Source organism: Halapricum salinum (assembly GCF_004799665.1).
In the GTDB taxonomy this organism is placed as follows: Archaea; Halobacteriota; Halobacteria; order Halobacteriales; family Haloarculaceae; genus Halapricum; species Halapricum salinum.
The window spans coordinates 84,808-107,260 of sequence record NZ_CP031310.1 but is presented as its reverse complement, the minus strand read 5'-3'; the positions used below and the strand labels follow the sequence as shown (position 1 = coordinate 107,260).

Genomic DNA, 22,453 nt, shown 5'->3' with positions numbered 1-22,453 from the left:
CCGCTATAATGACCAGCATGGCTGGCGATGACATCAACCGGGGCCTCGAAGGAGTTCCCGTGGCGGCGACGCGACTGAGTTCGATCGACGGTGAGACGGGCGAACTGATCATCGGCGGGTTCGAACTGCCGGAGCTGGCGACCAACGCGACCTACGAGGAGACGCTCTATCTGCTCTTTCACGACCAGGTACCCGATAGCGAAGAGCTAGCGGCCTTCCGGACCGATCTCGCAGAGCAGCGATCGATCGGGCCGGCGGTCCACGCAGTCCTTCAGCGGGCCGCCGAGGAGGAAAAGCCCGCCATGGACGCCCTCCGGATGGGCGCGGCCGCGGCGAACCTCGGCCACGAAGATGGCGAGCCCGACGAAGACGCCAAGCGCGTGATTGCCGCGTTCCCCACGATCGTCGCGGCCTACTGGCGATATCGCCAGGGCAACGAGCCGGTCGCGCCCGATCCGGATCTGGGCCACGCCGCCAACTACCTCTACATGCTGACCGGTGAGCGCCCGGCCGAGGCTGCTGTCCGCGGCCTCGAAACCTACCTCAACACCGTCGTCGACCACGGTCTCAACGCCTCGACCTTTACCGCGAGGGTCGTCGTCTCGACCGAATCGGACGTCGTCTCGGCGGCCACCGCAGCCGTCGGAACCCTGAAAGGACCGCTCCACGGCGGCGCGCCCGGTCCCGTACTGGACATGCTGCAGGCCGTCCACGACTCGGGCGACCCCGAGGGATTCGTCCGCGAGAAACTCGACGCCGGCGAGCGACTGATGGGATTCGGCCACCGCGTCTATCGAGTTCGTGACCCCCGGGCGGCCGTCCTCTCGGCGGCGGCCGAGCAGTTCTACGCCGACGGCGGCGACAGCGACTTCTTCGAGACCGTCGTCGAGTTCGAGGATGTCGCGGTCGACCTGCTGGACGAGCACAAGCCCGGGCGGCGACTGGAGACCAACGTCGAGTTCTACACCGCGGCACTGCTGCACGGCGTCGGCGTCCCGCGTGACCTCTTCACGGCGACTTTCGGCGTCGCCCGCGTCGGCGGGTGGATGGCCCACTGTCTCGAACAACTCGAAGATAACCGCCTCATCCGACCCGAATCGAAGTACGTCGGCGAGCGTGGCCGGACGTGGACGCCCGTCGAGCAGCGGTAGATTCTCGACGCCGACCATTCGCAGCTCACTCGAAATCCGTCAGCGAGGTCTGCCCGCGCCGCCGGTCGGTTGCCGACTCTCCGTCGTCGATTTGCGCGTCGCTACTGTCACCATCACCGCCGAAGCCGTCGAGGCTGACCTGCTGGCGGTCGGTGAACGAGAGCTTCGAGACGCGGACGCCGACCTTGCGGACTCTCGCCTCCGTAAACTCGTCCAGCAGATCCATCGCGATGGCCTCGACGAGGTCGGGATCGTCGACGGGACCCGACAGCGACCGGGCGCGCGTGTTCACGTCGTACGGTGGCGTCACGATCTTGATTCCCACCGTCTGATAGAGCGCGTTCTCCCGAGTCGCCCGTTTCGCGACCGCCTCGGCGAGCGTCCGAACCCGCTCGCGGACGCGCTCGTGGTCTTCGACCGTCTCCGAGAACGCCGACTCCCGCGAGAAACTCTTGGGGTCGTCGCGTGGTGTGACCTCGCGGGCGTCCTCGCCGCGGGCGAATCGATAGATCTCCAGGCCGCGCTCGCCGAAGCGATCCGCGAGCCGATCGGGGTCGTCACTCGCGAGGTCGCCCGCGGTCTCGATGTCCATCTCTCGGAGTTCCCGGGCGGTGACTGGGCCGACGTTGTGGACGGCTTCGACGTCCATCGGCGCGAGAAAGTCCTGTACTTCGCCGGGTTCGATCACGACCAGGCCGTCGGGCTTGTCGGCGTCGCTGGCGATCTTCGCGGCCGACATCGTCGGCGCGACCCCGACGCTGGCGACGACGCCGACCTCGCGCTCGATCCGATCCTTGAGGTCGCTCGCGAAGTCCTCGACGCCGTCCCAGTCGACCTGTTCGGTGACGTCGAGGTAGGCCTCGTCGATGCTGACCTCGCGGACGACGTCGGCACTGTCTTGCAGGATCGCCTTGACCTGCTCGCTGATCGACTCGTAGTAGCCCATGTCCACGGGGCGGTAGTAGCCGGTGTCTTCGGGGCTGTCGGCGGTTGCCCGTCGCGGTAACAACTCCAGCGCCTCGGAGATGGCCATCGCGCTCTCGACGCCGTATTCGCGGGCCTCGTAGCTCGCGGTCGCGACTGCGCCGACCGTCTCGCCGTCTTCGTAGCCCATCCCGACGACGAGGGGTTCGCCTTCGAGTTCGGGCTCTCGAAGTCGCTCGCAGGCGGCGTAAAAGCAGTCCATATCGAGGTGACAGACGAGCTGGTCGGGGCGGCGGTCGGTCCCGGGCAGTCGCCCACGGCTCGGCATAGTCGATGGTTAGGCGAGCAGGCCCGTTACAGTTTCTGTCGACGTCGCCACTTCGAGACTGATAGTGGTTGCTGTAGGTCTGTTCCGGATCGATCGCACGGAGCGGTGCGATCGGACCGGTAAATCGCTACAGGAACCACTATGAAAACGAAGGCAGGGTGCCGTCCCAACGTGCCCCTGGGGTGTCCGCACCGAGAAGCGCCAGCGTGGTGGCCACCCACGCCGGCTATTCCGCGCGGTTCGATGGCGATGCCAATCAGTGACTGCGTCCCGGCAGCCACTGGAGTCCCGGACGTTCTCGACGGTCGTTCCCGTCGGGAACCCCACGGATCGAGGTTCCACCTCCAACTATGTGGTTGATACACTTAACCATGGGACAGTCTTTTCGCAGCGAGAAAAACCGCGGCGTGGCCGATCAGGCGACCGGGTCGACGAGATCTTCGAGGACCGCACGCGGATCGTCGGCCTTGGCGACGCCGCTCGCCAGGAGCACGCCTGTCGCACCCAGGTCTTCGGCGGCCGCGACGTCGTCGCCGGTCGAGATGCCCGCGCCACAGAAGACATCGACGCTCTCGTCGACGTTCGCGGCGGCGTCGACGGCGTCGGTGACGATGTCGGGGTCGGCGCTGGCGACCGAGACGTCGCCGCCGATGAGTTCCGGCGGTTCGACGGCCACGGAGTCCGGGCCGAGCGCGGCGGCGGCACCGATCTGGGCGGGGTTATTCGCACAGACGCAGGTCTCCAGTCCTGCACGCTCGGCGGCCTGGACGGAGGCGTCGATGTCCGCGAGTTTCAGGCGGTGCTCGGAGTGGTTGATGAGCGTCCCCTCCGCGCCGGCCTCCGCGACGGTCTCGGCGAGCGTGTGGCCGGTGTTGGAGCCGTAGTCGATCGGGTCGACGTGCTGGGCCCAGGTCTCGACGCCCGTCTGGGCGACGGCTTCGATGTGGGTGGCCTGCGGGGCGACGCCGACGCGGACGCCGCTGTCGTCGGCGACGTCGGCGGCTGCGGCCGCGACGTCGATCGGGTCACACGGGTAGGTCTTGAGGTTGACGAGAACGAACATTCCGTGTGAACTGACACGCGCCCGGGGAAAATAGATTTCGAGTTGCTCCTGCGGTCGGGTGTGGTACGCGATCGCGGCACGGTGATCACCCTTCTTATATATGAATCGGCCGAACGGGGAGACACATGGAGGAGACTCGATGAGTGCCGGGACGGCGACGCTGATCGCACTCGTCGCGATGATCTTCGCGCTGGGGGTCCTCGCACAGCTCCTGGCCGCCCGGCTGCAGCTCCCGAGTATCATCTTCTACATCGCCGCCGGACTGGCGCTCGGGCCGGTCTCCGAACTCCTCTTGGGGGACCCGATCCTCTCGCTGTCGACGTTCGGCGGCGCGACGACGCTGTCGGCGATCGTCGGCCTCGCCGTCGCGATCATCGTCTTCGAGGGGGCGTTCCACCTCCAGATCGAGCGCATCCGCGAGGCACCGGCAGCGACCTTCCGGCTGGTCACGCTCGGCGCGGCCATCGCTCTGGTCGGGACCGCTGTCGTCGTCAACTTCGCGTTCCCGGCCGCCGGCTGGGGGCTGTCGTTTCTGATCGGGGCCCTGCTGGTCGCGACCGGGCCGACGGTCATCACGCCGATCCTCCACGTCGTTCCCGTCCGGGACCGCGTGGCCGCCGCCCTCGAGACGGAGGGGATCGTCAACGACGTGACCGCGGCGATCATCGCCGTCGCGGTGTTCAAGGTGATCGTCATCCGGCACGATTCGACGAGCGAGTTGTTCCGCGAGATTGTCTCCCGGTTCGGACAGGGGTTGCTCGTCGGCATCGTCGTCGCCGCCGTCGTCTACTACGTGCTGCAGTACATCGACCTCTCGCCGGGCGACGCGCCGCGGAACGCCCGGGTGCTCGTTCTGGCCGGGGCGCTGGTGTCGTACGCCGGCGCGAACTTCCTGGCCGGCGAAGCCGGCGTCGCCGCGGCCGCCACCTCCGGGTTCCTGCTCGGGAACGCCGACATCCCATACGAGGAGGACATCATCGATTTCAAGGGGGATATCACGCTGCTCGTGCTGTCGTTCGTGTTCATCGCGCTCGCGGCGCTGCTGGAGATCGAGGCCCTCGCCGAGGTCGGGATCCCTGGCTTCCTGGTCGTGCTGGCGGTCGCGCTTGTGATCCGGCCGGCGCTGGTGTTTCTCTCGATGTACGGCGATCGGTTCACGACCGGTGAGAAGGTGTTCGTGAGTTTCGTCGGGCCGCGGGGGATCATCCCGGCGTCGGTGGCGACGCTCTTTGCGGTGCAGTTACAGGCCCAGGGGTCTGTCCAGGAGGCGAACATCCTCCTGGGAACGGTCTTTCTGGTCATCCTCGTGACGGCCGTCTTCGAGGGTGGTCTGGCGCGGTACATCGCGGAATACCTGGATGTGATACCAATGCGAGTCATCATCGTCGGCGGCGGGCGGGTCGGTCGTTCGCTCGCTGCACGGCTGGAAGAGCGCGGGGAGAATATCGTGATAATCGAGGAGGACGACGTCGCGGTCGAACAGGCCCGCAAGGCGGGCTACACCGTCGAGGTCGGCGACGGAACCGACACCGACGTGTTACGCTCGGCGGGCGCGGCCAACGCCAAGGTCGTCGTCGCCGCGACCGGTGACGACGACGCGAACCTGCTGGTCGCACAGCTGTCGGCGACGAAGTTCGATGTCGAGAACGTAATCGCGCGAGCGAACAACCCCGACAACGTCGAGGCCTTCGAGGACCTGGGCGTCCGGACGATCTCCTCGTCGATGGCGACCGCCTGGGCGATCGACAACCAGATCGAGCGGCCCGCACTCGCACACTGGATGACGGACGACAGTCGGGTCGGCGACGTTCAGGAGGTCGAGGTGACCAATCCCGATATCGTCGGCGAGTCCGTTCGCGAACTGGGTCCACAGTTGCCTGATACGTGCCTGATCGTGTTAGTCAGCACCGACGGCGACACCTTCGTCCCGAGTGCCGACTACACGATCTCCGAAGGTGACAAAGTCACGTTGATCGGCCGGACCGAGGCGGTTCGAGAAGGGATGGCGTTCTGTCAGAACGTAGAACAGGGCTAGTCGGCGCCCTCGCGTGGGTCGTCCTCGGCCCGCCAGGGGTTCTCGCCGCCCTGCCCGCTGGTCTTGTAGACGCCGTGCGCGGTCGCGACGTGTGTCTCGTCGGTGTCGTAGACCTCGACCTCGACGACGGCCATGTTTCCGCCGTCCCGGACGACGTCGGCCACGGCGTGGATGTCCTGGGTGACGGGCGCGAGGTAGTCCATCCGCATGTCGATCGTCGGCGCGACGTCTTCGGTGAGTGAGACGACAGCGGCTCCGCCGACGGTGTCCGCCAGCGAGTAGGTGACGCCACCGTGGCCGATCATCCGTGCGGGGTTCGAGGAGTGCTCGGCTTCGAGTTCGAGGCGGCCCTCGGCGTGACCGTCGGCTGCTTCGGTAATCTCGATCCCGAGGTGCTTGGCGAAGGGAATCTCGTTGAAGATGTCGGCGACAGTCATTGTGAGAGCGGAGTAGGGCCGCAGTCATAAGCTCCCGCGAACGCGGGACAACGGCCCGCGCGTTGTCGGCGGCCTGGCGCTCTTGTCACTCTGGCCCCTGTGGCTACCATGGACACAGCCGTCGTCTGGTTTCGTGACGACCTCCGCGTGACCGACAACCCGACGCTGGCTGACGCCGTCGCTGGCTTCGATGCCATCGTCCCCGTCTACGTCTTCGATCCGCGACGGCGCGGCGAAACTCGGTACGGAACTCAGAAGATCGGCTCCCGTCGCGCTCAGTTCCGACTCGAAAGCGTTCGTGACCTTCGATCCTCGCTTCGAGAGCGCGATGGGGATCTGTTCGTCAGGGAGGGACAGCCCGAACGGGTCCTCTCCGAGCTCGCAACGACTACCGACGCTGACGCTGTCTTCGCTCAGACGACGCCTGCCACTGAGGAACGCGAGGTCGAGCGTGCCGTCCGGGCGGCACTCCCCGAAGAGACGGGCTTCGAGACGCGGTGGACGCACACGCTCTACCATCCCGACGACCTCCCGACGCCGCCCGAGCAGATCGAGGACACGTTCACACCCTGGCGAAAGGACGTCGAGGACGCGGTGACGGTGCGAGATCTCGTCGAGGCATCTGACTCGATTCGGACGCCGGATCTCGACCCCGGCGAGATACCCACGCAGGACGAGTTGGGGTTCGACGAACCGGAGCGTGACGATCGCGCAGTACTGAATTTCGAGGGCGGCGAAACCGCCGCCAGCCGGCGACTGGAGAAGTACATCTGGGAGGGCGACCACCTCAGAGAGTACAAGCAGACCCGAAACGGGTTGCTCGGTGCGAATTACTCCGCGAAGCTCTCGCCGTGGCTGGCTGCTGGCTGTCTCTCCCCGCGGACGATCTATCGCGAAGTCGAGCGCTACGAGAGCGAGCGTGTCGCCAACGAGGACACCTACTGGCTGGTCTTCGAGTTGTTGTGGCGTGATTTCTTCCAGTTTCAGTTTCGCAAGCACGGAGCCGACTTCTTCGGCCCGGCCGGCATTCGGGACGTCGAGAAACATTGGCGACGGGATCGAGACGCGTTCGAGCGGTGGACAAACGGCCGGACTGGCGTCCCGTTCGTCGATGCCAACATGCGCGAGTTGAATCGGACGGGCTACATGTCCAACCGGGGTCGCCAGAACGTCGCCTCGTTTCTGGCCGACGCGCTCGAAATCGACTGGCAGTGGGGTGCGGCCTACTTCGAGGAGCAGCTAGTCGACTACGACGTCGCCTCGAACTGGGGTAACTGGGCCTACCAGGCCGGCGTCGGCAACGACTCGCGTGACAACCACTTCGACGTGCTCTCACAGGCCGAGTATTACGACAGCGAGGCGACCTACGTCACGACGTGGCTGCCGGAACTGGCCGAACTACCGCCAGAGTACGCCCACCGCCCCTGGCGGCTGGACGGGGGCCAACAGGCCGAGTACGGCGTCGAACTCGGTCTCGACTACCCGCGGCCGATGATCGACGTCGAGCGGCGATACGAGGAGTTAGACAACTAAGCTACTGCGGCAACTTGAACTCGATCGCCGCACCCTGACCGAACCCGACGCACTCCGTCGCCAGGCCCAACTCGGCGTCGCGCTTGTTCATCTCGTGGATCAGCGTCACGGGCAAGCGCGCACCTGAGGCCCCGAGCGGGTGGCCGATTGCGATCGCGCCGCCGTTGACGTTGTAGATTTCGTCGTCGAAGCCCAGTTCGTCCTTGCAATAGAGACACTGGGAGGAGAACGCTTCGTTCAACTCTACGAGGTCGTAGTCGTCGGTATCCCGGCCGGTACGCTCACAGAGCTTGCGGACTGCGGGTACCGGGCCGATACCCATCACCGTGGGATCGACGCCCGCGACCATGTGGTTGCCGACTTCCGCGAGGATGTCCAGATCGTTGTCCTCCGCGAACGACTTCGAGGTGAGCATCGTCCCCGCCGCGCCGTCGCTGACCTGCGAGGCGTTGCCGGGCGTGACCGACCCATCCGACTTGAACACCGTGGGGAGGGAGGCCATCTTCTCCAGGCTGGTGTCGTAGCGGATGCCCTCGTCCCGCTCGACTGTCTGTTCGCCCGTGTCGATCGGGACGATCTCGTCCTCGAAGCGGCCCGACTCGGTTGCCTCGGCCGCGCGCTCGTGGCTCCGCAGCGCGTACTCGTCCTGGGCCTCCCGGGAAACACCGTGCTCTTCGGCGACCTTCTCTGCTGTCATCCCCATCGAGAGTTCCCCGATGTTGTACATCTGGGCCAGCCGCGGGTGGACGTTGTGGGTGTTTGCGTCCATTTTCACACGACTCATCGACTCCATCCCGCCCGCGATGACGCAGTCCCGTTGCCCGGCGGCGATCGCGTCCGCGCCGCGCATGATGGCTTCGGCCGAGGAGGCACACCAGCGATTGATTGTCGTCGCCGGGACCGCTTCACCGAGGTCGGACATGAGCGCGATGACCCGCGCCACGTTGTTCCCCTGCTCGTCGCGTTGCTGTGCACAGCCCCACAGCAGGTCGTCGACGGCCTCGCTGTCGAGGCCAGTCTCGGCGAGCATCTCGTTGATCAACGGCACCGAGAAGTCCTCGCTTCGGGTGTCGGCGTAGACGCCGTCCTCTTTGCCCTGCGGGGTTCGAACCGCCTGCACGACGACCGGTGTCTGGTCTGTCATGATCGATCACTCGGTTGCGATCCTGTTAACGGTTGTCCAACTGGTAGTGGGTTGTTCAGCGATGATTCCACGATGCGTGGTCGTGGCGGGTACACTTCGGGCCACTTATTATCGGCGCGGAACAAGGATTTGGGGAATGAGCAACGCGGCACGCGACGTCATCGAGTTTATGTTAACTGCGTCGGCCTACACGGACAATCGAGATCTCGACCCGGACGACCTTCCGCCGGCCTATCGCGCGGTCTTCTGGGTCGACGGGACGATCGAGCGCCCGCTGACACCGACCGTCGAGACTGCACGGGAAGCCACCGGTGTCGAGCGGCCCTGGGACGCCATCTCCGGGCTGATGTTCACCGACCACGACGAGTTCGACGGCGCGCTCAGCTTCACCGACGACGACATGGCCGAAGAGTGGTTCCTCGATCGCGTCGACGCCAAGGACCTTGCGAACAACCCCGTCCTCGCAGCTGCATACGAGGACGAATTCGACGACCTGAGCTACGAACAGGCCCGCGAGGACAACCGGCCGATCCGGGCCGATCGTGTCTGGATCGATTCGATGCTCGAGGAGTACTTCGCCGACGAGGAAGAAGAGGAGATGCTCGACCTCGTCGACGTCCGGGCCCCCGAGGAAGTCGAGATAACTCTCGCTGACCTCGTCCTCACTCACGACCAGGAAGACGAGATCAACAAGCTCGTCAAGGCCATCGAGCACCGGGACTACCTCGCCCAGATCGGCCTCCGTGAGATCGGAAAGCTCCTCTTTGTGGGGCCGCCGGGCACCGGGAAGACCTCTATCGCTCGCGCACTCGCGCACGATCTCGACCTGCCGTTCGTCGAAGTCAAGCTCTCGATGATCACCTCCCAGTACCTGGGTGAGACGGCCAAAAACGTCGAGAAGGTCTTCGAGGTGGCAAAGCGACTCTCGCCCTGTATCCTGTTCATGGACGAGTTCGACTTCGTCGCCAAGACCCGCGCGAGCGACGAGCACGCCGCGATCAAGCGCGCCGTGAACACGCTCCTGAAGTCGATCGACGAAGTGAGCCTCATCGAAGACGAGGTGCTGCTGATCGGCGCGACCAACCACCCCGACCAGCTCGACGCCGCGGCGTGGCGGCGCTTCGACGAGATCGTCAACTTCCCCAAGCCGGATAGCGGGATGCGTGCGGACATCCTCCGGCTGGTCACTCGCGAGATGGAGATCGTCGACTTCGAGCCCGAGAAGCTCGCGGAGATGACCGAAGGACTCACCGGCAGCGACCTCCGGCTCGTCCTCCGGGAGGCCGTGCTGGACGCGCTCACCGAGGAGCGCACCACTCTCACGCAGCAGGACCTCGAAGACGCCATCGCCAACTTCGAGGAACGGGACAATCTGAAGAACCTCGATATGATCGAGGGCGATCACGACGCGCTCGTGGCCGGCGGGACGCCCGGTGGCGACGGACACGACCACGAGCACGAACACTGATCGAATACTGGTCTCTGCGGTGGCGCGCGCTGGCTCGACCTCGTGTCGAGCCGACATTGTGCGAGGTCTTCGCGAGTACAACGAGCGAAGGAGCGACGCGACCCCGAGCGAGTCGAGGGCTTTCCTGAGTTGCTGTTCGCGATAGAGTCTCTGTTTCCTAGCCAGCGAGTCACGGACGATTCTGCAAACCAGCGGGGACAGAGACGAAATCCGCTGCTGTCGTAATCTCCGACCATTGAAGACCTGTCGCCACTTCTGTGTAGTCGATGGAGGTAACGCTGCTCGGAACGGGGGACACCACTGGCACACCAACGGTGGGCTGTGACTGTGACACCTGTGAGCGCGCCCGGGAACTGGGCGTCGAACGCAGCCGCTTCTCGGTTCACGTCCGCTCCACCACGGGCGAGACACTGTTACTCGACGCCAGCCCGGACTTTCGCTATCAGTTCCTTCGCGAAGATTTCGACCCGCCTGACGCGGCGCTGATCAGCCACGTTCACTTCGACCATCTCGACGGCCTCGGGAACGTCTATCGGCTCACCCGCGACATGCCACTGTACGCCGCCGACGAGACCGATCCCGAGACGGGCGAGAGCGTCGCCCAGACTGTCCGCCGCCGGTACGACTACCTCGACGCGGTCGAGGTCCGTCCACAGTCACCCTTCGAGACGTTCGAGACCTGCGGCCTCGAAGTCACACTCGTTCCGGTCGATCACCCGCCGCTCGTGTGCTACGGCCTGCTCGTCGAAGATCCCGAGACTGGCGGGCGACTCGCGCTCAGTGGCGACACGAGCTTCGCGATCCCCGGGCGCTCCCAGGAGGTGCTCTCCGACGCCGATCTGTTGCTCGCAGATGGAATCGTGCCCGCCGAGAACTGCGAGTACCACCCGCTTGGCGGCCGCCACGAGGACGACGACGGTGTTCCGCGGACGTTCGGCGACAAGCACATGACGATCGAGGGGGCGCGACAACTGGGCGAGCGCCTCGACGCCACTGAGACGCGGCTGGTCCACCTCTCACACTACATTCCGGCCGAGCAGGCCTTCGCCGAGGATATGGCCGTCGATGGCGAGCGCTTCGAGTTGTGAGTGGGTGCGGAAGGTCGATACCAGTAGGTACAGGTAACCCCAGAAAAAACCGCAGGGCATGGACGAGAGCGATGTCGAAAACAGAGATATTCTCGCAGCCGTCGGCGCGGTCGTCATCGCCATCGGTGTGATGACGGCGTTCGATCTCGCCCGCGGGGCAGCAATCGCGTGGGTACTCAACGTCGGTGTCGCGGCAGTGATCGGCCTGTTCGTCTTCTCGGCCCGCGCGGCGGCCTAACCGAATCGATCGAGGCCCGCTTGTCGGCGTTTGAAGCCGCCCGGTTCGCGAACCCACGCGCTCGACGCGTCCCGCTCGGCGGCTGGATCGACCTCGGGAGACTCGGCTGCCTCGTAGCCCCCACAGTCAGGCCCACACTCGGCGACTGGCTCGACGACGTGTTCGTGCCAGTCACAGTACGGCAGCGTCGCAGACCGACCATCCGCATCGGGCGCGCAGTTGGCACATCCGGGAAGTTCCGCAGGTCGCCACCCCTTCCCGTAGGTGCGCTCGGCGAGTCGCCGCCGCGCCTGTCGTTTTTCGGCCACACTCACCAGTTCGATCTCCGTCCGGCCCGGGTGTTCGGCGACGATCTCGGCACTCCCCGCGCCAGCGTCGAGCGACGTCGGTTCGCGGACGACTTCCCGCTCGCCCGCGTCGGGATCGAAGCGCCAGACGCCGACTGCGTCTGGAATTCGGTTCAGGTGCGCGCCAGTGACGTAGGTGGTCGTCGCCAGCACGACCGCGTCGAACAGCCCCAGCGCGACGTCCCGACGCAGTTGCGAGTACAGATCACCCGGCCGATCCAGGTCGGGCTTGTTCTCGATCCCAAGGAGTCGATCGAACCACACCTCGGGGTAGCGCGCCGTCTGGCGGACGTAGCTCCGGCCGCCGCGACGCTCGCGCTCGAAGAAACCGATCTCGACGCAGTGGTCGACCAGCGACTGGGCCCGTTCCGGGCGCATGCCGTCGAACACCGCACGGACGTCCCGCGCCCGGCCGACGCCGACGTCGGCCGCGATGGCGCGGTCGGGAATCGTCTCGCTCGTGATCGCTGCCCGAGATTCGAAGTCCGGACCGGGTTCGAGGACGACCGTGTCGGCGATTCGCCGGCCGTGGACGTGCGCTCCGAGCTGGCGACTCACGACACGGTCCGGCGTCTCCAGCACGTCGCACAATGCCAGCTCGAAGCCGTACTCTCGCACGACATGAACAAGGGGGAGAACGGGCAAAAGCGTCTCGCCCATCGAGACATCAGTAGACGTCTCTCACTTTACCGGACGAGCGCGACGCCCAGCAGCGGCGCGACCGCGCCGAGCAACACGGGGTAGGTCGCGACCGCGAACGGGGCGATCAGAGCCAGCACCACCACCGCCGAAACGGCGGCCACGCTGTCGACACTCGCCTGGGGATCGGGGGCCGGGACGTCTATCGCGGAGTCGGATTCTCGCATACTATCTCACCTACCTGGATAGACGGTTCCTACCACATTAAGTATAATCTGAATGATATTAAAGCAAGCCGGGGGATCGCAGTCGAGTGCTGAAACGCGTTTGAGCGAGCACGGACGCGAGCGACAGGGAGAGTCGACAGAATCAGCAACCGGTCGAGCCAGCACACTCGACACGGTGAGTGTCGACGATCCGGAGGTCGCCGTCGAGCGTGACCGTGAGTTGCTCTTCGGCGAGGGGAATCGAGATCTGAATCCGCCAGGGGTCGCTCGACTCGACCTCGACGTACTGGTCGTCGACACACCACGGCAGCGTCCAGTAGGGCCGATCGGTGAGGTCGATCCCGTGATCGTCGTAGAAAGCCGTCACCGGGGCTTTATCGAGGAGTGCAAGTCCCACGGACGAACAGAGGTCGTGGCGACAGCGTTCGCAGACGTGCTCAGCCCGGACTTCGACGTCGAGACAGCACGCGCCCTCGCGGGTGATCTCGGTGTGGATTCGCCCCGAGCATTCGGGACAGACGCCGTCGACGGCCAGACAGTAGAGATGGCGGACGCGCTCGTCGAAGGCCCGGGCGATCTCGTCTTCGGTTCGGTCCTCGATCCCACCCGGCGGGAAGCCGTACTTGCCGTGGGCCTTCCCGCAATCCTGGCAGGCGATCGAGAGCTGTTCGTCGGCGTATTCGGCGGCCAGAGGACCGCCGCATCGAGTACAGGCCCCGTCGACGGTGAATGGACCGAGCTCGGGTGATCGAGTGTACGTCCCGGCTCGCAGGGCTCGAATCACCTGTCCGCCGGTGTGGCTCAGGTCGTATCCCTCCTCGGTCTTGACGACGAACTGGTCGGTGAGTTGCTGGAGGTGGTAGTTGAACTGGGCGCTGTCGTCCATCTCGATCTGCTCGAACAGCTCCGAGAAGCGAACCGGCTTCTCCTCGAACTCCCAGAGGGCTTCGAGGATGTCCAGCCGGGTCTCGTTGGCGATGACCGAGAAGGCCTCGGCCGGCTCGACGGCGGCGTCGCCAGTCTGGTCGCTGATCCCGCTCATACCTGTTCATGATTGCCCACCATCAAAAGCGTTCACTGAAATCCGCTTTTATTACCCATCTGTCACGATGGCAGTACACCTTTGTGGGTGCTGTCCGACCGGCTACTATGCTCGACGTAGCGCTGGCGACGGTCTCCGTCGACTCGATTCTCGAATCGTTTCTCGCCGACGTCGAGAGTGCGATACCCAGGCTCATCTCGGGGCTGATCTTCCTTGTCGTCGCCTTCGTGGGTATCAAGCTCGTCACGACGATTCTGCGGGCGGCGCTCGGTCGCGTCTACAGCGGCGACCAGCAACTCGTCGCGGATCTGTTCGTACTGGTCGTCTCGATTTTCCTGTGGTTCGGAGCCGGACTCACTCTCTTGAGCATCCTCGGGATGGGGCAGATCGCCGCCAGCCTCGGGACTGCCGCCGGTTTCATCGCGCTGGGTATCTCCTACGCGCTCTCGAACATGATCGCCGACACCGTCGCCGGGGTCTACCTGCTGCGTGATCCGGACTTCAACCCCGGCGACACCGTGACGACTGACTCGATCACCGGCACAGTAGAATCGATCGGCCTGCGCAAGAGCCGCCTCAGACTCGACGATGGCGACCTGGTCGTCCTCGCCAATCGCACCGTCGAATCGAAGTGGACGTGGAAGGAGACTCCGGGGGAGTGACCGACACGATGACCCCTTCGGGGAACTCGTAAACAGTAGGTTTATCACTCGCACGGGGCCAAGTCCGAGCAAGATTACTTTCGAGATGACATCGAACAATCAACCGGAGGTGAACATCGGACTCGTCGGCCACGTCGACCACGGGAAGACGACCCTGGTCGAGGCCCTCTCAGGAGAGTGGACGGACCAGCACTCCGAGGAGCTCAAACGCGGAATCTCCATCCGTCTGGGCTACGCCGACGCGACGTTCCGAAAGTGCCCCGAATGCGACGATCAGGCCGCTTACACAGTCGCCGAAGAGTGCGAGGAGCACGGCGTCGAGACCGAGCACCTGCGCACGGTTTCCTTTGTCGACGCGCCGGGCCACGAGACGCTGATGGCGACGATGCTCTCTGGCGCGGCGATCATGGACGGCGCAGTGCTCGTGATCTCTGCGACCGAGGACGTGCCACAGGCTCAGACCGAAGAGCACCTGATGGCCCTCGATATCATCGGGATCGAGAACATCGTCATCGCCCAGAACAAGGTCGATCTGGTCGACGCCGAGCAGGCGCGCGAGAACTACCAGCAGATCAAAGACTTCGTGGAGGGCACGGTCGCCGAAGACGCGCCGATCGTGCCGATCAGTGCCCAGGCCGGCGCGAACGTCGACCTCCTGATCGAGACCGTCGAGGAGACGATTCCGACGCCCGAGCGCGACTCTGACGCCGAGGCCGAGATGCTCGTCGCCCGGAGCTTCGACATCAATCGCCCCGGAACCACGTGGGAGTCGCTTTTGGGTGGCGTGCTCGGCGGCAGTCTCTCGCAGGGCAAACTCGAACCCGACGACGAGATCGAACTCCGCCCGGGCCGCGAGGTCGAGGAAGGCGGCCAGACCGAGTGGGAACCCGTCACGACGACGATCCGCTCGCTGCAGGCTGGCGGCCAGTCCGTCGACGAAGCCACCCCTGGTGGATTGCTCGGCGTGGGTACCGGTCTCGACCCGTCGTTGACGAAAGGCGACGGCCTGGCCGGACAGATCGCCGGGCCGCCCGGGTCGCTGCCGCCCGTCCACCAGCAGTTCACGATGGACGTCCAGCTGCTCGAACGGATCGTCGGCGACGAGGCAGAGGAGGTCGAGTCCATCTCGACCAACGAGCCGCTGATGCTCACGGTCGGGACGGCGACGACGGTCGGCACCGTGACGAGCGCTCGCGGCGGCGAGGCCGAAGTCGCGCTCAAGCGACCGGTCTGCGCGCGAGAAGGGTCGAAGATCGCGATCAATCGTCGCGTCGGCACACGCTGGCGGCTGATCGGAATCGGAACGCTGCGGTAATGACAGTCGTGCTCGACACCAACGCGCTGATGATGCCCGTCGAATGTGACGTCCGCGTCTTCGAGGAACTCGATCGCCTGCTCGGGGCCGCCGACTGCGTGGTCCCGCAGGCCGTCCTCGACGAACTGGACAAGCTCGCCGGCGGTGCGAGCGAGGAGGCGACCGCCGCGAGCGTCGGCCGGGATCTGGCCGACCGCTGTGCTGTCGTCGAGGCCGCTGCCGAGTACGCGGACGACGCGGTGCTGGAGATCGCCCAGCGCGACGGCGTCGAGTACGCCGTGACGAACGACGCGCCCCTGAAAGAACGCCTGCTCGACGCCGGCGTTCCCGTAATTAGTTTACGGGGCCGACACAAACTCGATATCACTCAACTATAACAATGTACAAACGTGTACGGATTCGCGACACGGTCGAGGTGCCACCGGCGTTCCTCGCAGACGTGTCCCCAGACCTGGTGAAGAAACTGCTGCAAGACAAACTCGAAGGCCGCATGGACGAAGACGTCGGTTCGGTCGTCTCGGTCATCGAAGTCCACGACATCGGTGAAGGTGCGGTCCTCCCGAACAGACCGGGCGTCTACTACGAGGCCGAGTTCGACGCGCTCACCTTCGATCCCCAGATGCAGGAGATCGTCGACGGCGAGGTCGTCGAAGTGGTCAACTTCGGTGCCTTCGTGGGTATCGGTCCCGTCGACGGCCTGTTGCACGTCTCCCAGATTTCCGACGAGTATCTGGCATACGACGAGGAAGGCCAGATGCTCGCCTCGCGGGATTCGAATCGTACCCTCGGCGTCGGCGACGCCGTCCGGGCCCGGATCGTCACCAAGTCCATCGACGAACGCAACCCTCGAGATTCGAAGATCGGTCTCACCGCGAAGCAGGTCGGCCTGGGCAAGCACGGCTGGCTCGAAGAGGAACGCAAGAAGCGCGAGGCCCAAGCAGGTGAGAGCTGATGGCTGATCGGCTGGTCTGTCGGGAATGCCACAGCGTTCAGGATTCAGCTATCACCGAGGACGACGCCTGTGAAGCGTGTGGTTCGACCTCTCTCACCGAGGACTGGGCTGGTTACGTCATCATCGCCCATCCCGAGACCTCCGAGATCGCCGCCGAGATGGAGGTCACCGAACCCGGCAAGTACGCGCTGAAAGTCCGCTAACGTGCCCGGGGACGACGTCGTTCTCGAACTGCCCGCGGCGCTGCGGAGCGAGTTGAAAGAGCCGCTCGGCCCGATCTACACCGACACCGAAGCACTTCTCGCGGCGGCCACGCGTCCAATCGTCGCCGTCGGCGATATCGTGACCTACCATTTGCTCGCGGCCGGACACACGCCGGCGGTCGCGCTCGTCGACGAGCGTACCAAGCGCACGGACGTCGAGGACGACGTTCGCGAGGCGGTCGTCGACGAATCGCCGTTCGAGCAGACCGTCGCCGTCGAGAATCCGCCGGGGACGCTGACCGACGCGCTATTGACGGCCCTACAGTCGGCACTGGGGCGCGAACCCGCCGCGACGACGTTGATCGTCGTCGAGGGCGAGGAGGATCTGGCGGCGCTGCCGGCGGTGCTGGCCGTTGTAGAGGGCGCGAGCGTCGTCTACGGCCAGCCCGACGAGGGGATGGTCCTCGTCACTGCCGACGAGGCCGCGCGCGAGCGGGTGCGGTCTCTCATCGAGCGGATGGACGGGTCTCACCGGCCGGTTCTCGATGCGCTCGAAGGATGAGCTGCGTTCCTCACGGACTCTACCGGACCACGGCGATATACCTGGTCAGCGAGCGGTGGACTCGTCGTTCGAAGGTCGCGTCGACTACCCAGCCGCTTTCTTCTGCCGTCTCAGCCCAGGATCGGTCACCGACCACGACAGCCTGTGAAGCTACCCGTCGTGCTTCCGCGAGTGCGTCGGCGACGAGGTCCTCGAGGTCGCCTTCGATCTTCGACTGGCGGCCGTAGGGCGCGTCGAAGACGACGCCATCGACGCTGTCGTCGGCGATGGGGATGTGACTCGCGTCACCGCGGTAGACGTGCCAGTCGCCGTCGAGCAACTCCCGGAGGTTCTGGCGTGTACCCCGAACCATCTTCGTCTGGGCGTCGCCGCCGATGGGCGTCGCGCCGACGCGACCCGCCTCCAGTAAGATCCCGCCGGTGCCACACATCGGATCGAGGATCGTCGTTTTGGGCTCGGCACCGGCGAGGTTCACCAGGGCGCGAGCCAGTTGCGGAGACATACTGCCCGGCTGGAAGAAGGGCCGGTCGGTGGGCTGGCGGTCGGCGAACGCGCGGTCGGTCTCGACGGTGAGCCAACCGAGTGCGGCCACGCCGTTCTCGCCCGGGTCGGCCGCGCTCGCGTCGTCGGTGTTCGAAAAGAGCGCCTGCAAGACGTGATCTGGGTCGTCGAGATCGACGGTGAATCCGCGGTCGACCAGGACCTGACCGAGGGCGCGCTCGGCGGCCTGCGTGTCGACGTCAGTCGTTCCGCGAACGTCACGCGCACGGACGGCGACGGACCCTGCACGATCCAGGGTAGCCGCGTCGAGCAGCGCGACGGCGCTGTCGACCGTCGCGCCCGTGGTCCCGAGGAGGTCGCTCGCCCGGTGGGCGAACGCGAGCGTCTCGAAACCGTCGCCGAGTCCCCGGGCAGTCGCCAGCCCCGCAGCGATCGGGGTGACGTCACTCGCGGCCGTCGCCGCTTCGGCGATGGCGAACCGATCATCCTGGCCGGCGAGTTCGAGGAGGTACACGTTCGGTGGACGACCCGGCACGTTCATAAACGGCGCGATACGGCCGATATCGATCGATTCGCCGGGGTAAGATCGACAGTCTTTATAAATCTTAAATACCAACCTTTATAGTACTTAAATACGACTGTTAGCCCGAGACATGGTTGACCCCAAGGAAACCATCAACATCGAAAACGTCGTCGCCTCGACGGGCATCGGCCAGGAACTCGATCTGCAGAGCGTGGCCATGGACCTGGAGGGGGCGGATTACGATCCCGAGCAGTTCCCGGGGCTGGTCTACCGGACCCAGGAACCCAAATCCGCGGCGCTGATCTTCCGATCCGGCAAGATCGTCTGTACAGGTGCAAAGAGTACGGACGACGTCCACGAGAGCCTGCGGATCGTCTTCGACAAGCTGCGCGACCTGCAGATCCAGGTCGACGAGGATCCCGAGATCGTCGTCCAGAACATCGTCACCTCTGCGGATCTGGGACGGAATCTCAACCTCAACGCCATCGCGATCGGGCTCGGCCTCGAAAACATCGAGTACGAGCCCGAGCAGTTCCCCGGTCTCGTCTATCGTCTCGACGACCCGGACGTCGTTGCCCTGCTCTTTGGATCGGGCAAGCTCGTCATCACCGGCGGCAAGAAGCCCGAGGACGCCGAGGAAGCGGTCGACAAGATCGTCTCCCGGCTCGAAGAACTCGGCCTGCTCGACTGATAGTGATTACTGTAGCGATTTACCACTACGACCGCCCGGCTCCGGGCGGTCGATGTGGAACAGACCTACAGTAATCACTTTGAGCACCTCGCTCGCTGGCTCGAACAACAGCGTACAAATCACTCCCGTCCGAAGCGCAGGTATGTGGGCTCTCGCGTCTTCGTCGCTCGTCGCTTCGGGCGTTTCGACACCGATCTTGCAGAGTGGCCTCGCTGGCGGCGGCGTCGTCCCGCTCATCGTCACGTTCGTCGTTGCCTGGGTGTTCTACGCCGTGACGCTGCACCTGGCGGCCACGTTCTTCATCGGTGAGGTCCCGAGTCAGAAGGCCGCGACGGTCGCGCCCGCGCCGGCGCTCGTCTCGATCCTGCTCGGGCAGTACGGCCGCGAGAGCGTCGCGTTCATCTCCGAGGAACTCGGCGTGTTGATCGTTCTTCTGGCGACGCTGCTCGCGGACGCGCTGGCGATCTCGCGCGTCTACGATCTCGCCCCCAAGCCGACGGCCGTGTTGACGCTGTTGCACTTCGCTTTCGCGACTGCCATGGGAATCGCGCTCGCGAATCTGTTCGGGCTGTTGTAAGTCGCGTTCTGTCGGCCGAATGTCCGTTTCGATCACAGTGGTCCGGACATCCGATCCCCTCCGAAAGTTCAACAGGAGATATATTTTTGTTGGTACTGTCCATTGCTAGCGCGTGGTCACACTGTACGTCTCCCCGAACGGTGACGACGCAAACACAGGGGATGAACAGGATCCGCTGGCGACGATCCAGACTGCGTTCGAACAGGCCGACCCCGGCGACACTATCGAACTCGAACCCGGCGAGTATCGCGAGGAAGTGTGGACAACCAGTGACGGGAACCCCGACGAGCCGATCACGCTCACAGGCCCGACAGACGCAGTCATCAGCCCGCCAGCGGGGGCTTCTCACGCGTTGCGGATCGCCCACAGTCACGTTCACGTCCGTGGAATGACTATCGACGGGCTCCTTGAGCCCGACCGAAAGTATCAGGACTACGATGCCTGGGTCGACCGGTGCGTGTTCATTACGCCGGTGAGTCGATACGACCAGGAGACGGGTGAGGGACCCGAGTACCTCTACGACGTCGTCCTCGAACCCTCTCGGATGGGCAACTGCGCGAGGGCGATGGTCCAGACCCAGCGGATCCGTGATAGCTCCATCGGCAACTTCGAGGTCATCGGCCCGGCGGGGATGCAGTTCGACCGGCGGGTTGACAACCACGAGATCGGTCACGTCCGGGAGATCGTCTATGTCGGGAGCCCCGAGACGCATCGGGGCGAACCGTACTACAAGTACGACACGCTCGACCGGAGTCAGAACGTTCGAATCCACCACATCGACAACAGCGCCGGGTACCGCCACAACGAACTCGTCGACGTGAAGCTCGGTAGTTCGAACGTCACGATCGAACACTGCACGACGCGCAACGCTGGCCACAACACGGAGGGCGAGGTCAACGCGGCCCTCGATCTGAAGGGCAATGACTGTCTCGTCCGGTGGAACGACATCGGCGACTCGCCACTCCCGATCAGTTTTGGGGCCTGGGCACCCTCGGATGATGTCGACGGCGGTGCCTGGAGCCAGAACAACGAAATCATCGAGAACTACGTCCACGGGTTCGCGGCGAGTCCATACCGGATGCGAAACGGGGGCGACGTCGGCCCGGTTTCCTTCGACGAGCAGACGTTCTGTGGCAACCAGATCGAGCGCGGTTCCCCTCCCCTCGATCCGTGGGTCTTCGAGTCGAACGGGTACGACGGGACCGTCGTAGACAAACGAGGCCAGACCGAGGTGACCATCGATGTCGGGGCGGGGCCCAATGGCCACGCCCTCGATCCGCCGGCCGTGATCGTCGATCGGGGGACGACGGTCACCTGGGAGTGGATCGGCGACGGGGAACACTACATCGTCCGGCAGGAACGGGTCGAAGACGACCCCAGCACCGTCCCGGATCCCCGAGCAGCACCGTACTCGGAGTCGAAGACGCTCGACCACATTGGAGTCTACCGCTACGCGTGTTACGCCCATCACGACGAGGGGATGCGAGGGTCGGTCGTCGTCCGAGACGACGAGCAGCGGTGGGACTTCACGCGGGACGGGTGTAGTGACCTGACACTGAGCGCAACGGGAGAGACGATCGGGGTTGGTGGCCAGGGTGAACTCACGATCTCGGCCGCGTACACCAACCAGATTGCGATCCGCCAACTCTGGACAGACTGGGACGTCACGAGTGACGCTGGGAACGACGTCAGTGATAATCGGGTCGGAGAAGACGGAACGTACGAACTCGCCTGGGACAGCAACCAGACATCGACGTCACCATCGATTACTGTCACACCTCCAGAGAGATACGTCGGTGGTGAGTACATACTGGCGATTACGGCGACGAACTCCTACGGGGACGAAGAGAAAATCACAGTCTCACTTATTATCGAGTGATCTCCCCGGAAGGGCACTATGGCCCGTTCACTCGACGAGACGCTCGATCTCGGTCACGAGCACGTCGCTCGCACCCACGTCCTTGAGAGAGTTGATCGTCTCGAAGACGTCGCTATCGTCGACGACGGCGTGAACCGCCACGTCCTCTTTCCCGGCGATATCCATCACCGTCGGCCCGCCCATCCCGGGCAACACGTCTTTCACATCGTCCAGCGCCTCTTCGGGAACGTTCATCATCAGGTAGCGTTTCCCGTCGGCCGCGAGCACCGACGCGAGGGCGGTCTCGATCTGCTGGACTTTCTCGTCGTCGACGACGTCCTCGCGAGCGAACAGCCGGACGGACGATTCGAGCACGTCCGCGACGATCTCCAGGCGGTTCATCCGCAGCGTGGTCCCGGTCGAGGTGATGTCGACGATGGCGTCGGCGATGTCGACGTGCGGTGTCAACTCAGTTGCGCCCGACACCTCCGCGATGTCGACCTCGACGTCCCAGTCGGCGAAAAAGTCGCGCGTGACGTTCGGGAACTCCGTGGCGACGGTGCCGCCGTCGAGATCTGCCACCGACTCGATGTCGCCGTCCTCGGGCGCAGCCAGTACGAGCTTACAGCGGCCGAACTCCAGGTCGAGCAGGTCGATCAGATCGCCGGTCGCGGATTCCTCGACCTGATCTAATCCCGTGATGCCGACGTCGGCGGCTCCATCCGAGACGTACTCGGGGATGTCGGCGGCGCGGGCGAACAGCACGGTGACGTCTGGATCGACGGTCTCGGCGTAGAGCTTGCGGTCGGCCCCGTCGACGACGTGCAAGCCCGCACGTTCCAGCAGGTCGACGCTCGGCTCGTGGAGGCGGCCCTTGTTGGGCAGGGCGATGCGCATAGTCGAAGGTAGTTCCGGGCGGGGAATTGCTTTTCCCTCTGCTGGCGG

At 64.8% G+C, this 22,453-nt stretch carries 24 protein-coding genes; 15 read left to right on the top strand and 9 right to left on the bottom strand.

Annotated features, from left to right (window positions below; translation table 11 throughout):
• The first annotated feature begins 17 nt into the window (after nt 1–17).
• Nucleotides 18–1,151 (top strand): citrate synthase/methylcitrate synthase, encoded by a 1,134-nt coding sequence (locus tag DV733_RS00605; protein ID WP_049993260.1) that lies wholly within the window; start codon nt 18–20, stop codon nt 1,149–1,151.
• Between the two features lie 25 nt (nt 1,152–1,176).
• Here the strand turns inward: DV733_RS00605 and dinB are convergent, their stop codons facing one another.
• Entirely contained in the window at nt 1,177–2,403 is a 1,227-nt protein-coding gene (gene dinB / locus DV733_RS00600; protein ID WP_049993259.1) for a DNA polymerase IV, read from the bottom strand.
• A gap of 415 nt (nt 2,404–2,818) precedes the next feature.
• Nucleotides 2,819–3,466 (bottom strand): triose-phosphate isomerase, encoded by a 648-nt coding sequence (gene tpiA / locus DV733_RS00595; protein WP_049993258.1) that lies wholly within the window; start codon nt 3,464–3,466, stop codon nt 2,819–2,821.
• Between the two features lie 139 nt (nt 3,467–3,605).
• On the opposite strand from tpiA, the gene DV733_RS00590 reads away from it, so the two are divergent.
• The gene (locus tag DV733_RS00590; RefSeq protein WP_049993257.1) at nt 3,606–5,501 is read left to right on the top strand and encodes an NAD-binding protein; all 1,896 of its coding nucleotides are present in this window, start codon (nt 3,606–3,608) and stop codon (nt 5,499–5,501) included.
• Here DV733_RS00590 and DV733_RS00585 read toward each other — a convergent pair.
• Entirely contained in the window at nt 5,498–5,938 is a 441-nt protein-coding gene (locus DV733_RS00585) for a PaaI family thioesterase (RefSeq protein ID WP_049993256.1), read from the bottom strand. The genes DV733_RS00590 and DV733_RS00585 overlap by 4 nt on opposite strands.
• 108 nt (nt 5,939–6,046) lie before the next feature.
• On the opposite strand from DV733_RS00585, the gene DV733_RS00580 reads away from it, so the two are divergent.
• Nucleotides 6,047–7,471 (top strand): DASH family cryptochrome, encoded by a 1,425-nt coding sequence (locus DV733_RS00580; protein ID WP_049993255.1) that lies wholly within the window; start codon nt 6,047–6,049, stop codon nt 7,469–7,471.
• A 1-nt stretch (nt 7,472) separates the two neighbouring features.
• On the opposite strand, the gene DV733_RS00575 is transcribed toward DV733_RS00580, so the two are convergent.
• The gene (locus DV733_RS00575) at nt 7,473–8,615 is read right to left on the bottom strand and encodes a thiolase family protein (RefSeq protein ID WP_049993254.1); all 1,143 of its coding nucleotides are present in this window, start codon (nt 8,613–8,615) and stop codon (nt 7,473–7,475) included.
• A gap of 136 nt (nt 8,616–8,751) precedes the next feature.
• Between DV733_RS00575 and DV733_RS00570 the strand changes: the two genes are divergently transcribed.
• The 3 genes from DV733_RS00570 to DV733_RS00560 all read left to right on the top strand — a co-directional run bounded on the left by DV733_RS00570 (nt 8,752) and on the right by DV733_RS00560 (nt 11,409).
• On the top strand, nt 8,752–10,083 hold the full coding sequence (locus DV733_RS00570) for an ATP-binding protein (RefSeq protein ID WP_049993253.1): 1,332 nt from the start codon (nt 8,752–8,754) through the stop codon (nt 10,081–10,083).
• Nucleotides 10,084–10,349: 266 nt separating this feature from the next.
• Nucleotides 10,350–11,171: an MBL fold metallo-hydrolase gene (locus DV733_RS00565; protein WP_049993252.1), complete on the top strand. Its 822-nt coding sequence runs from the start codon at nt 10,350–10,352 to the stop codon at nt 11,169–11,171.
• A 58-nt stretch (nt 11,172–11,229) separates the two neighbouring features.
• A complete protein-coding gene (locus tag DV733_RS00560) occupies nt 11,230–11,409 on the top strand; it encodes a hypothetical protein (RefSeq protein WP_049993251.1) in 180 nt (59 codons plus the stop codon).
• Here the strand turns inward: DV733_RS00560 and DV733_RS00555 are convergent.
• The 3 genes from DV733_RS00555 to DV733_RS00545 all read right to left on the bottom strand — a co-directional run bounded on the left by DV733_RS00555 (nt 11,406) and on the right by DV733_RS00545 (nt 13,664).
• Nucleotides 11,406–12,374, bottom strand: coding sequence for a DUF5787 family protein (locus tag DV733_RS00555; RefSeq protein ID WP_049993250.1), 969 nt, complete (start codon nt 12,372–12,374; stop codon nt 11,406–11,408). The genes DV733_RS00560 and DV733_RS00555 overlap by 4 nt on opposite strands.
• 68 nt (nt 12,375–12,442) lie before the next feature.
• A complete protein-coding gene (locus DV733_RS00550; protein WP_049993249.1) occupies nt 12,443–12,622 on the bottom strand; it encodes a hypothetical protein in 180 nt (59 codons plus the stop codon).
• A gap of 142 nt (nt 12,623–12,764) precedes the next feature.
• Complete coding sequence (locus DV733_RS00545) at nt 12,765–13,664, bottom strand: DUF7351 domain-containing protein (protein WP_049993248.1); 900 nt, start codon at nt 13,662–13,664, stop codon at nt 12,765–12,767.
• Nucleotides 13,665–13,771: 107 nt separating this feature from the next.
• Here DV733_RS00545 and DV733_RS00540 point away from each other — a divergent pair, with 107 nt between their 5' ends.
• The 6 genes from DV733_RS00540 to DV733_RS00515 all read left to right on the top strand — a co-directional run bounded on the left by DV733_RS00540 (nt 13,772) and on the right by DV733_RS00515 (nt 17,358).
• Entirely contained in the window at nt 13,772–14,326 is a 555-nt protein-coding gene (locus DV733_RS00540) for a mechanosensitive ion channel family protein (RefSeq protein WP_049993247.1), read from the top strand.
• 85 nt (nt 14,327–14,411) lie between these two features.
• A complete protein-coding gene (locus DV733_RS00535) occupies nt 14,412–15,641 on the top strand; it encodes a translation initiation factor IF-2 subunit gamma (protein ID WP_049993246.1) in 1,230 nt (409 codons plus the stop codon).
• The gene (locus tag DV733_RS00530; RefSeq protein ID WP_049993245.1) at nt 15,641–16,018 is read left to right on the top strand and encodes a PIN domain-containing protein; all 378 of its coding nucleotides are present in this window, start codon (nt 15,641–15,643) and stop codon (nt 16,016–16,018) included. The genes DV733_RS00535 and DV733_RS00530 overlap by 1 nt, the downstream gene beginning before the upstream one ends.
• A gap of 2 nt (nt 16,019–16,020) precedes the next feature.
• Nucleotides 16,021–16,593, top strand: coding sequence for a DNA-directed RNA polymerase (locus tag DV733_RS00525; protein WP_049993244.1), 573 nt, complete (start codon nt 16,021–16,023; stop codon nt 16,591–16,593).
• Nucleotides 16,593–16,796 carry a transcription elongation factor subunit Spt4 gene (gene spt4, locus DV733_RS00520; protein ID WP_079979388.1) on the top strand — a complete coding sequence of 68 codons (204 nt, stop codon included), beginning with the start codon at nt 16,593–16,595 and terminating at the stop codon, nt 16,794–16,796. The genes DV733_RS00525 and spt4 overlap by 1 nt, the downstream gene beginning before the upstream one ends.
• Before the next feature lies 1 nt (nt 16,797).
• The gene (locus DV733_RS00515; RefSeq protein ID WP_049993242.1) at nt 16,798–17,358 is read left to right on the top strand and encodes a GTP-dependent dephospho-CoA kinase family protein; all 561 of its coding nucleotides are present in this window, start codon (nt 16,798–16,800) and stop codon (nt 17,356–17,358) included.
• 19 nt (nt 17,359–17,377) lie between these two features.
• On the opposite strand, the gene DV733_RS00510 is transcribed toward DV733_RS00515, so the two are convergent.
• Nucleotides 17,378–18,373, bottom strand: coding sequence for a methyltransferase domain-containing protein (locus DV733_RS00510; protein WP_049994293.1), 996 nt, complete (start codon nt 18,371–18,373; stop codon nt 17,378–17,380).
• A 139-nt stretch (nt 18,374–18,512) separates the two neighbouring features.
• On the opposite strand from DV733_RS00510, the gene DV733_RS00505 reads away from it, so the two are divergent.
• The 3 genes from DV733_RS00505 to DV733_RS00495 all read left to right on the top strand — a co-directional run bounded on the left by DV733_RS00505 (nt 18,513) and on the right by DV733_RS00495 (nt 21,529).
• Nucleotides 18,513–19,073 carry a TATA-box-binding protein gene (locus DV733_RS00505; protein WP_049993241.1) on the top strand — a complete coding sequence of 187 codons (561 nt, stop codon included), beginning with the start codon at nt 18,513–18,515 and terminating at the stop codon, nt 19,071–19,073.
• Nucleotides 19,074–19,215: 142 nt separating this feature from the next.
• Entirely contained in the window at nt 19,216–19,650 is a 435-nt protein-coding gene (locus DV733_RS00500) for a DUF7473 family protein (RefSeq protein ID WP_237560479.1), read from the top strand.
• Between the two features lie 112 nt (nt 19,651–19,762).
• Nucleotides 19,763–21,529: a plastocyanin/azurin family copper-binding protein gene (locus DV733_RS00495; RefSeq protein WP_049993240.1), complete on the top strand. Its 1,767-nt coding sequence runs from the start codon at nt 19,763–19,765 to the stop codon at nt 21,527–21,529.
• A gap of 27 nt (nt 21,530–21,556) precedes the next feature.
• Here the strand turns inward: DV733_RS00495 and hisG are convergent, their stop codons facing one another.
• Nucleotides 21,557–22,405 (bottom strand): ATP phosphoribosyltransferase, encoded by an 849-nt coding sequence (gene hisG / locus DV733_RS00490; protein WP_049993239.1) that lies wholly within the window; start codon nt 22,403–22,405, stop codon nt 21,557–21,559.
• Between the last annotated feature and the right edge of the window lie 48 nt (nt 22,406–22,453).